Origin of the sequence: Collinsella sp. TF07-1, assembly GCF_003437235.1 — a bacterium.
In the GTDB taxonomy this organism is placed as follows: Bacteria; Actinomycetota; Coriobacteriia; order Coriobacteriales; family Coriobacteriaceae; genus Collinsella.
The window spans coordinates 114,298-125,341 of sequence record NZ_QSRV01000006.1 but is presented as its reverse complement, the minus strand read 5'-3'; the positions used below and the strand labels follow the sequence as shown (position 1 = coordinate 125,341).

General features: G+C 62.5%; 9 protein-coding genes. All 9 read left to right on the top strand.

Annotation, left to right across the window (positions count from 1 at the left end):
* On the top strand, nucleotides 1-185 hold a 185-nt coding region (locus DXC67_RS10570), incomplete at its 5' end, for a hypothetical protein (RefSeq protein WP_233503151.1).
* A gap of 30 nt (nucleotides 186-215) precedes the next feature.
* A complete protein-coding gene (locus DXC67_RS03965; RefSeq protein ID WP_117637442.1) occupies nucleotides 216-650 on the top strand; it encodes a hypothetical protein in 435 nt (144 codons plus the stop codon).
* A gap of 148 nt (nucleotides 651-798) precedes the next feature.
* The gene (locus tag DXC67_RS03960; protein WP_117629046.1) at nucleotides 799-1,362 is read left to right on the top strand and encodes a transcriptional regulator; all 564 of its coding nucleotides are present in this window, start codon (nucleotides 799-801) and stop codon (nucleotides 1,360-1,362) included.
* Nucleotides 1,363-1,413: 51 nt separating this feature from the next.
* Nucleotides 1,414-2,769 carry a DNA recombination protein RmuC gene (locus DXC67_RS03955; protein WP_117637441.1) on the top strand — a complete coding sequence of 452 codons (1,356 nt, stop codon included), beginning with the start codon at nucleotides 1,414-1,416 and terminating at the stop codon, nucleotides 2,767-2,769.
* A 123-nt stretch (nucleotides 2,770-2,892) separates the two neighbouring features.
* Entirely contained in the window at nucleotides 2,893-4,695 is a 1,803-nt protein-coding gene (locus DXC67_RS03950) for an ABC transporter ATP-binding protein (RefSeq protein WP_117637440.1), read from the top strand.
* A 63-nt stretch (nucleotides 4,696-4,758) separates the two neighbouring features.
* A complete protein-coding gene (gene nth, locus DXC67_RS03945) occupies nucleotides 4,759-5,424 on the top strand; it encodes an endonuclease III (RefSeq protein ID WP_117637439.1) in 666 nt (221 codons plus the stop codon).
* Between the two features lie 157 nt (nucleotides 5,425-5,581).
* Entirely contained in the window at nucleotides 5,582-9,211 is a 3,630-nt protein-coding gene (mfd, locus tag DXC67_RS03940) for a transcription-repair coupling factor (RefSeq protein ID WP_117637438.1), read from the top strand.
* Between the two features lie 56 nt (nucleotides 9,212-9,267).
* A complete protein-coding gene (locus DXC67_RS03935; RefSeq protein ID WP_117637437.1) occupies nucleotides 9,268-10,131 on the top strand; it encodes a phosphatase PAP2 family protein in 864 nt (287 codons plus the stop codon).
* 45 nt (nucleotides 10,132-10,176) lie between these two features.
* Nucleotides 10,177-11,044: low specificity L-threonine aldolase (locus DXC67_RS03930; RefSeq protein ID WP_117637446.1), on the top strand; the 868-nt coding region annotated here is incomplete at its 3' end.

Genomic DNA, 11,044 nt, shown 5'->3' with positions numbered 1-11,044 from the left:
TGGTTAGATTTTGGTCAGTTGGCGTAAGGGTGGAAGGCCAAAAGATTGTTGGCGAAAAAAGCTCAGAGAAAGTGCTGGTAGGGGAGTTGTTGAGGTTTTCGACAGCTTTTGTCAACAAGAAACTTTGCGGCTATTGCTACGGATTGCGTTGTCGCGGTCATGGCGGTGCGGGATGCTGGGCGTAAGCGTCGAATGCTCCGATTTTGGAGGCCAGCATGGATTTGTTTCTTGAGACTCCGCAGCAACAAGCTGAGCGCATGCTGCGTCAGCAGCAACGACTCATGGAGATGCAAATGCAAGGGGCGGCAGTCCAGCCCTTTGCGCAAAATGTCGTGCCCGCTGCTGTACCTGCAGCTGTGCCCGGGTGTGAATCGGCACCAGAGGCCTATTCCGTACAGCAAGATTCATATGCGCAGGAGCTCGCGTTCGACAAGCGTCGTGCGCGTCGTCGCCGCGTGGGCCAGCGCCTGCGCACCTTGGCGATGATCATGCTCATCCCGCTGGGGCTTGCGGCCATCTTTCTGGCGTCGTATGCCCTCACGTGCATCCTCAACGGCGCATCGCCCAACGAGGTGCTCCAGCATCTAGCGGCCCTAGGCCAGCGCTTAGGTGACGTCATAACAACCATCCGCGCCGGCTGGGAGAGTTAGCGTTTGTCACATTAGGACTTCTAGGGTGTAGGGATTCTCGCCACGAGTAGGATTCTTGCATCCTGTGGGTCCTGTCGTGCGACTGAATAGTATTATTGAAGATGAATAATAATAAGGGATACAGGTAATACAAAAAGGAGGTGCTCGGTTGAATCTGACTTTTGAGGGATTTTTGAAAGGCTATTGCCGAGAGCTGTCCGGACAGCAGTCGCTGAGTTTTAGGAAGCTTGTAAAGCAGGCAACAACGGTTGAGCCGCGTGTGGCGGAGCCTCTGTTTTTGCTCGCTTTGGCGCAGGGTAAGGCCGAATACGTTCTGGGTTTATCCGAGGGCTCGTGGATGGAAGAGGGCTATCGAGGTGTTTTGTCTCTGTATGGCCAAGCGAGTAGCCTGGCATCTCTATGCTCCGAGGATAAGCTCCCCAATCGTTACGCCAACGTTTGGCGTGCGTATAGAGGGGTGAAAGAAAAGCCAGCGGCCGACAGAAGGGTGAACGCCCTGATGAGAAAGAGAACACTTAAAGCATTGGAGGAATCGGGTGTAACGCGCTACGGTCTCTGCCGCGATTTGAATCTGAATAAGGGAAACGTGTACGCATACTTAGCCGGTGATGACTCGAAGGTGAGCAGGAAGACAGCGCGTCGCATTATGGAATATGCGGAGGAGAGAAGCACCCAAGAAGGGGCCGGGCGCCCGGTGCGTGTGGCAGGGTAAGATTGATCGCGGTTTTGATTGGTGCTCGATTGGGTTTGTTGGGCGGAGTTTATGTCTGCTATTGATATTGTGCTTGTTGTGATCGCCTTGGTGGCGGTGGGGGTTGCTGTGGCTTGCGCCCTCCAGCTCAAGAGCCTGCGTGCCGAGTTGCGGGAGCGTGGCGACAGTAGCGCGGAAACGCTGGCAGCGCTCGAGCAGGCTAACAGCACGCTCGACACCCTGAACGTCGCGTTGGCCGAAACCCGCCGCACGGCCAATGCCATCGCGCAGCAGCAGACCACCGACGCCGCCGTAGAGCAGCAGCGCTACCTGACCATTGCGCGCGAGTTCTCGCAGGCGGGTGACCGTATGGATGACCTGCGCCGCGAGACGGCCCAACAGCTTGGCGCCAACCGCGAAGGCATCGAGCACCGCCTGGACAAGGTGCGCGAGACGGTCGATGCCCAGTTGGGCGCCATCCGCAAAGACAACAACGTGCAGCTCGATCAGATGCGTGCGACGGTGGACGAGAAGCTCTCCCGTACGCTCAACGATCGCCTGTCGGCATCGTTTAAGCAGGTGAGCGACCAGCTCGAGGCCGTGTATAAGGGCCTGGGCGATATGCAATCTATCGCCACCGGCGTGGGCGACCTTAAGCGCGTGCTGGGCAACGTCAAAGCGCGTGGCATTTTGGGCGAGGTGCAGCTGGGCGCGATCCTGGCGGACATCCTCACGCCCGACCAGTATCTGGAAAACGTCGCCACCAAGCCCGGCGCCTCGGAACGCGTTGAGTTTGCCGTCAAGCTGCCGGTGGACGAGGGCGACCCCGTGCTGTTGCCGATTGACTCCAAGTTTCCGGGCGACGCGTACGAGCACCTGCTCGACGCGCAGGAGTCGGGCGACGCGGAGGCCGTTGCCGCTGCGCGCAAGGCGCTCGATATGATGGTGAAGCGCGAGGCAAAAGACATCTGCGAAAAGTACCTGAGCGTACCCGCGACCACCAACTTTGGCATTATGTTCGTGCCGTTTGAGGGCCTGTATGCCGAGGTCGTCAGTCGCCCCGGGCTTATTGAGACCCTGGGCCGCGACTATCACGTCAACGTTGCCGGCCCCAGCACCATGGCCGCCATTCTCAACAGCCTGCAGATGAGCTACCAGACGTTTAGGCTGCAAAAACGTACCGACGACGTACTGCGCGTGCTCTCCGCCGTCAAGGCCGAGCTGCCGCGTTATCAGGCGGCGCTGCGCCGCGCCCAGCAGCAGATCGAGACCGCGGGCAAAACGGTCGAGGGCATCATTACCACGCGCACCAACGTCATGGAGCGCAAACTCAAGGACATCGACGCGCTGGAAGACGCGCGGGAGGCCGACGCGATTTTGGGCTTGGAGTCCGCAGACCTGCCCGCAGACCAAAAAGACGAGGACTAGCTGCATCTGACGGCGGGGCGCCTGCGCAAGCACGGCGCGGGCGCTTTTCGCATCGCGCTTGCCTGAAGTGCGCTTCAATGTGCAACAATGGCGTTTCGCCCTATCAGATGCGAAAGGAAGCCCATGTCTCAGAGAAGCACCAGCCCGCTCAGCCGCTCCACCGTGCGCCGCACGTTGCAGCGGTTTTGGGGTGTCACGCGCACGCAGCCGCTGATTGTCTTTCTCTCGGTGCTCTCGTCGGCGGGCTACATCTTTTTGCTGACGTTTGCCAATACCTATGTGATGGCCCTCATTGTCGACCGCATTCAAGCCGGTCCCGTGGCGGGTGACCAGGTGTTTGAGGTCTTCGGCCCCTATATCCTGGCGCTCGTGCTCGTTAACCTGGTGGGTCAAATCCTCTCCAAGCTGCAGGACTACACCGTCTACAAGCTCGAGATTGCGGGCAACTATCACCTGGCGCGTCTGTGCTTCGACACGCTCTCCAACCAATCCATGACATTCCATACCAGCCGCTTTGGCGGATCGCTTGTGAGCCAGACAAGCCGTTTTATGAGCGGCTATACGGGCTTGGTCGACGTGACGGTGTATTCGCTCATCCCCACCATCACCTCGGTCATCTGCACCGTGGCCGCACTCGCTCCGGTGGTGCCCACATTTACCGTGATCCTGGTGGGCATCATGGTCGTCTACATTGCGTTTGTCTGGCTTATGTACAAGCGCATCATGCCACTTTCGGCCGCGACGTCCGCCGCGCAGAATAAGCTCTCGGGTGTGCTGTCCGATGCGGTAACGAACATCTTGGCCGTCAAGACCTGCGGGCGAGAGGACTTTGAACGCGATCTGTTCGATGCCGCCGACCGTGCCGCGCGCGATGCCGAAACGGTATCGATGCACGCCATGATGCAGCGCAACTTTACGACCTCGGGCCTTATCGTCATCACCATGGCCGTGGTGAGTGTGTTCGTGGCGGGCGGCAACGCGTGGTTTGGCATCTCGGCCGGCTCGCTCGTCATGATCTTTACCTACACCTATAACCTCACCATGCGTCTGAACTACGTGAGCTCCATGATGCAGCGTATTAACCGCGCTTTGGGCGATGCGGCAGAGATGACGCGCGTGCTGGACGAGCCGCGTCTGGTGGCAGACGACGAGAACGCCCCCGAGCTCAAGGTGCGCGAGGGCGCAATTGATTTTGAGCACTTGAGCTTTGCGTACCGTGACGCCGCGGCGGGCGATAGCGTGTTCGACGACCTGACGCTCCATGTGCCGGCGGGCCAGCGCGTGGGCCTGGTGGGTAAATCGGGCTCGGGCAAGACGACGCTCACCAAGCTGCTGCTGCGCCTGGACGATGTTCAGGGCGGCCGCGTACTCGTGGACGGTCAGGATGTCTCGCGCTGCACACAGCAGAGCCTGCGCCGCCAGGTTGCCTACGTGCCGCAGGAGGCGCTGCTGTTCCATCGCTCCATTCGCGAGAATATCGCCTACGGCCGCCCCGACGCAACCGACGAGCAGATTCGCGAGGCCGCGCGCCTGGCCAATGCGACCGAGTTTATCGACCGCCTGCCCAACGGCTTTGACACCATGGTGGGCGAGCGCGGCGTCAAGCTTTCGGGCGGCCAACGTCAGCGCGTGGCCATCGCCCGCGCTATCCTGACCGACGCGCCGATCCTGGTGCTCGACGAGGCGACGTCTGCCCTCGACAGCGAGTCCGAGGCGCTGGTGCAGGAGGCGCTCGAGAACCTGATGCGCGGTCGCACCTCCATTGTGGTGGCGCATCGCCTGTCCACCGTGGCGGCGCTCGATCGCATCGTGGTGCTGGCGGACGGCGAGATTGTCGAGGACGGTACGCATGCGCAGCTTGTCGAGGCAGGCGGCGAGTATGCGAGCCTGTGGGGCCGCCAGACCGGCGCATTTTTGGAGGCTTAAGGCCCCCGTACGTGGGACAATCGTTTCCGTGAAGTTATGTTTCTGCCGAGCCGAGGAGTCGTTATGCCACGCGAGACCAATGCCGCCAAACGCGAGCGCGCCGTTGAGGTGTGCGAGCGCCTCAACCGTCGCTATGGCCCGGTTGAGTGCTTTTTGGACCACGAGAATCCCTTTAGGCTGCTCATCGCGGTGCTGCTCTCGGCGCAGACGACCGATGCACAGGTCAACAAGGTGACGCCGCGGCTGTTTGCCCAGTGGCCCACGCCCGAGGCCATGGCGGGGGCGAGCGTGGCCGATGTGGCCGACACCATTAAGTCACTCGGCTTTTATAAGAGCAAGGCCAAGCACGCCGTGGAGGCCGCGCAGATGATCGTTGCCGATTACGGCGGCGAGGTGCCGGCCGACATGAAGGAGCTCGTCAAGCTACCGGGTGTGGGGCGCAAAACGGCGAACATCGTGCTCAACGTGGGGTTTGGCATTGTCGAGGGCATCGCGGTCGATACGCACGTCAACCGCATCGCGCACCGCCTGATGCTGAGCCCCAAGACGCATGCCAAAGAGCCGCTCAAGACCGAGCAAGATCTGCTCAAGATTTTGCCGCACGAGTATTGGGAGTCGGTCAACCACCAGTGGATCACCTTTGGCCGCGAGATCTGCGACGCTCGCAAACCTAAGTGCGACGAGTGCCCGCTGGCAGATTTGTGCCCCAGCGTGCGCGTAGCGGGGTAGGGCGGAACGCATCTTCGTCTGGCGTTTTTTGCGGGGCTGGGTTTGCCCTTGAGCCGGAGTCCTCTCCATGCGCTACCATGACAGACAATGTATTTGACGTACGACCCGCCGAGCTTGCCCCGGCGGGCTTTTGGCGTTGCGATGCCGGAGGAACAGCATGCTCATTCACCGTATAGCCGCGCAGCTCTACACTGCCGAGGCGCTGCAGACCGTCGAGGCCGGACTCGATGCCGGCGAGGACGTGACGCTGGCCGTGTCGCAGTCGGGCCGCACGCTTATGGCGGCCGCCCAGTTTGCGCGCCGTCCGCGCCCGACGGTCTACATTGTGAGTGGCGAGGATGCGGCCGATCGCGCCGCGCGCAGCCTTGCCGCCTACGTGGGCCTGGCGCACGTGTGCCGTTTTCCCGAGCGCAAGGACTATCCGTGGCGCGAGCAGGCGCCCGACGATGCCGTGGTGGCGCAGCGCTGCGAGGCTCTGGGGCGCATCGTGCGCGGGGACAACTGCATCATGGTTGCCTCGGCCCGCGCGCTGCTGCGCTGCGTGCCGCCGGTCGAGAGCCACTACTGGGAGTCCACGACCTTTGCGGTGGGCGAGGAGATTCCTTTTGACGAGGTGCCGCATCGCCTGGTGGGCATGGGCTACACCAATGCCGGCGCCGCTGATGCGCCCGGTCTGTTCCGCATTCACGGCGACACCGTCGAGGTGTTCCCCGCACAAGAGAAAGCGCCCGTGCGCATTGAGTTCTTTGGCGACGAGATTGACCGCATCCGCCGCATGGTGAGCTCAACGGGGCAGACCATCGGCAACGAGGACAGTATCGAGATCTTCCCGTGCCGCGAGCTGGCGCTTACCGACGAGGCGGTCCACAACATGCATGTGGCGCTCTATCGCGCCAGCCAGGACGACAGCAAACTGGCGGCGCTGCTCGAGATGGTGGATGCGCGCATCGTCACGCCCGAGCTCGACCGCTTTTTGCCGGTGATGTACGGCCAGACCGTGAGCCCGCTGACACACGTGAGCGGCAAGGCGCTCGTGGTCCTGTCCGAGCCGCGCTCGCTGTTCGACGACTGTCTGCGCGCCTACGAGGATATCGAGGCGCGTGCCGGCGAGGCAGGGATTGACCGCCTGGATGGTCTGTACGTGCGTGCCCAACAGCTCGATTTTGGTGCCCAGCAGCGCCTGAACTATGTGAGCCTCATCCGTGCCGGTGGTGCGGTGACGGCCGAGCTCAAGATTGAGCAGCCGGCCATTGCGGGCTCGGACAATCGCTTTATGACGCGTATCCAGGAGGTCGTGGGCAAGCGCTATGCCTGCGTGTTTGCCATCCCCGACCGCGGTGCGCGCGAGTCGATGGAGCTCACCTTTGGCGACGAGGGCATAACCTTTGAGGAGTCACTGACGGCCGCGCCCGAAAACGCCGGTGTTATCGGTGACCGTGTACGCGTGGCGGCGGATTCTGCCGACCGTGCCGCCCGCCAGGAGGCCCATGCTTCCATTCGCGAGCGCAAGGCCGACGCGCTTAACGCCCGCTCGCTCGAGGCGGGTGCCGCCCAGGCTGCCGCCGGTGTCGCCGTGCCCACCATCTCGCGCGGACGCGTGACCTTTGTCGATGCCGCTCTGCCGCAGGGCGTGGTGGTGCCCGATGCCAACCTGGCCGTGTTCTCGATCGCCGACCTCAACGCCCGCATGGATGCCAATCGCGCGCGCAGCCGCCGCAAGGTTGACATTACGCAGATCACCTTCCCGTTTAAGCCGGGCGACTACGTGGTGCACGCAACGCATGGCATCGCGCTCTTTAGCGAGATCGCGCGCCAGGAAGTGGGCGGCAAGGAACGCGACTACTTTTTGCTGGAATATGCCGACGGCGACAAGCTCTACGTGCCGCTCGAGCAGGTCGACCGCATCACGCGCTATGTTGGCCCCGACGGCGACAAGCCGCGCCTGACCAGGCTCAACACCGCCGACTGGACACGTGCCACCAACAAGGCGCGCAAGAACGCCAAAAAGCTGGCGTTTGACCTGGTCGATTTGTATACGCGTCGCTCGTCGATTACCGGTATCGCCTGCCCGCCCGATACGCCCGAGCAGATCGAGATGGAGGAGAGCTTCCCCTACGACGAGACGCGCGACCAGCTGGAGGCTATCGCCGACATCAAGGCTGACATGGAGGCGCCCAAGCCCATGGACCGCCTGCTCTGCGGCGACGTGGGCTTCGGCAAGACCGAGGTCGCCCTGCGCGCGGCCTTTAAGTGCGTGGACTCCGGCCGCCAGGTCATGGTGCTCTGCCCCACGACCATTCTGGCCCAGCAGCACTACGAGACGTTCTTTGAACGCTTTGCCCCGTTTGGCCTTGAGGTCGAGGTTCTCAGCCGCTTCCGTACGCCGGCGCAGCAAAAGCGCGCACTCAAGGCGTTTGCCGAGGGCGCGATTGACGTGCTTATCGGCACGCACCGCCTGCTTTCGGCCGATGTGAACCCCAAGAACCTGGGCCTGGTGATCATCGACGAGGAGCAGCGTTTTGGCGTGCAGCACAAGGAGCAGCTCAAAAACCTGCGCGAGCAAATCGACGTGCTCACGCTCTCGGCAACGCCTATTCCGCGAACCATGCAGATGGCCACGAGCGGCGTGCGCGACATGAGCCTGATCACCACGCCGCCGACCGGGCGTCGTCCCGTCATTGTGCACGTGGGGGAGTACGACCCCGACGTGGTGAGTGCGGCGATTCGTCTGGAGGTGGGCCGCGGCGGACAGGTGTATTACGTGTCCAATCGCGTCAAGACTATCGACGACGCCGTGGCGCGCGTGCACGAGGCCGCGCCCGAGGCGCGCGTGGGCGTGGCGCACGGCAAGATGAGCCCGCGCGAGGTCGAGGACGTGATGATCGAGTTCGCGACCAAAAAGATCGACGTGCTCATCGCCACGACCATCGTGGAGAGCGGCATCGACAACGCGACCGCCAACACACTGATCATCGAAGACTCGCAGCGTCTGGGTCTGGCACAGCTTTACCAGCTTAAGGGCCGCGTGGGCCGCTCGGCCACGCAGGCCTACGCGTACTTTATGTTCCCGGGCGAGCTACCACTCACCGAGGAGGCGACAGCGCGCCTGACCGCACTTTCCGAGTTCCAGGACCTGGGCAGCGGCATGCGCATCGCCATGCGCGACCTGGAGATCCGTGGTGCCGGCTCGCTTATGGGCGCCGAGCAGCACGGCAACCTGTCGAGCGTGGGCTTTGACCTGTTTACGCAGATGCTGGGCCAGGCGGTAGCCGAGGCGCGCGGCGATGACGATGCCGGCGTGGAGGCGGCAAGCGTGGGCATTAACCTGCCGGCCGACTACTTCTTGTCCGAGGAGTACCTGCCGGCGGTGGATCAGCGCGTGCTCGTGTACCGCAGGCTCGCAGCGGCCGAGGACCTGGAGAGCATCGATGAGGTGCAGGAAGAGACCGAGGCCGCGCATGGCGAGCTGCCGTTGGCAGGACTCAACCTGTTCAATCGCGCACGAATCCGCATTCGCGGCGAGCGCCTGGGGCTCGAGAGCGTCACGCTCAGCGGCGGTCGCATCACGTTTTTGGGCGTCGACGTGCCCAAGAAGGTGGCCTTTGAGCTAAAGACCCGCTATGGCGCGGTGAGCTTCCCCAAGAGCCGCAAACTGTCGGTGCCCTACAAGGCGGGCGCCGGCGCGGGCAGCGGCCTGGGTCGCGGTCTCGACGCCAACGACGGTACCGGCCCCGTGGCCGCGGCACTCATGCTGTTGCAGCAGTTGGGTGCGAGCGACGACGACTAACGGGTCGACGCTGCAAACGCCCCATTTGGGCACTCTGGTTCCATCGAAAGGAAAGCATGTTCGGATACATCTATAAGAAAGACGTCGCCATTATCGCGGTTGTCCTGTGTCTTTGTCTGGGCGTGGGCAGTTTCTTCGACTATCAGATTTCGAGCGCGCTGTTCAACATCGGCAGCATGTACGGTCGCTTTGTCGAGGCGGCCGGCGAGCTGCCGTTCGAGCTGACGGCGAGCATCGCAGGCGTTATGCTCGTGCGCTCGGCACGCCCCGATTCCAGGGGGAGCAAATGGCTCGCTGCGCTGGGCGTTTTGATCAACGTGGGTCTGGTCGGCTACGAGATTATCGGATCGCTGCGCGTCGGCGGCAAGCTCATCGCGTTTCAGCTGGTGCTGACGTTTGTGCTGGTCATTGCGGTTAACGTTATTGCCTATCGCCTTACGCGCGACACCGCGCCCGACGAGCTCACGCGCTGGGCGTTGATGGTACTTGCCGTGTGGGTCGCTCAGGCCATTATCCTCAACGTGATCGTCAAGCCGCTGTGGTCGCGCCCGCGCATGCGCGTGATCGAGGTCACGCCGGGGCTCAATTTTCAGCCGTGGTGGGTAATCGGCAATCCCGACAAGTGGACCTATATCGCCGCCGGCGTGATCAAGGACGGGTTCAAGTCGTTCGCGAGCGGGCACACCGCGCATGCGGCGATCGGCCTTATGCTCGCCGGGCTTCCCGCGGCAGCCTTTAAGGAAAAACCTTCGCGTCGCCGCGTGATCTTTTGGGCGGCGGCTGTGGTCGCGGCGCTCGTCGCCTTTGGTCGCATCGTGATCGGCGCGCACTTTTTGAGTGACGTGAGCTGCGGCTTTGCCCTGGTGCTGGCGCTTGAGTGCCTTGCCGCGCGCATTGCCTATCCGGGCGGCGTACAATAGCCCCATCTGAATCATCGGGCTCGTGCCCGGCTAGAGAGGATTATCATGCTCGCGTTCAACAATGACTATTCCCACGGCGCACATCCGGCAGTGCTGCAGGCGCTCGTCGACACCAATATGGAGCCGCAGCCCGGCTACGGTACCGATGCACACACCGAGCGTGCCAAGCAGCTTATCCGTGAGGCCTGCCAGGCTCCTGATGCCGATGTATTTTTCCTGGTGGGCGGCACACAGGCCAACGCGACGGTGATTGACATGCTGCTTGCGCCCTACGAGGGCGTTGTTGCCGCCGAGACCGGCCATGTCGCCTGCCACGAGGCGGGTGCCATCGAGTTTGGCGGCCACAAGGTGCTCACCATCCCCGGCTACGAGGGCAAGATGCATGCCGAGGATCTCGAGAACTATATCCAGGTGTTCTACGAAAACGAGAGCTACGAACACACGGTGTTTCCGGGCGCCGTGTATGTGAGCATGTCGACCGAGTACGGCACGCTGTACTCCAAGGCCGAGCTCGCGGCGATTCATGCGGTGTGCCAGAAGCGCCAGATTCCGCTGTTTGTGGATGGTGCGCGCTTGGCCTATGCGCTGGCGGCCGATGGGTGCGACATTACCCTGCCCGAGCTGGCGCAGCTGTGCGACGTGTTCTACATCGGTGGCACCAAGTGCGGCGCTCTGTGCGGCGAGGCCGTGGTGTTTTGCGGCATGCACGCTCCGGCGCATCCCATTCCGCGTATTAAGCAGCATGGCGCACTGCTCGCCAAAGGCCGCCTGACGGGTGTGCAGTTTGAGGCGCTCTTTACCGACGGCCTGTATTTTGAGATCGGTCGCCAGGCGATCGAGACCGCGCAGGCGCTGCGTCGTGTGTTGCACGGGCGCGGTTACCAGTTCTTCTTGGAGACGCCCACCAACCAGC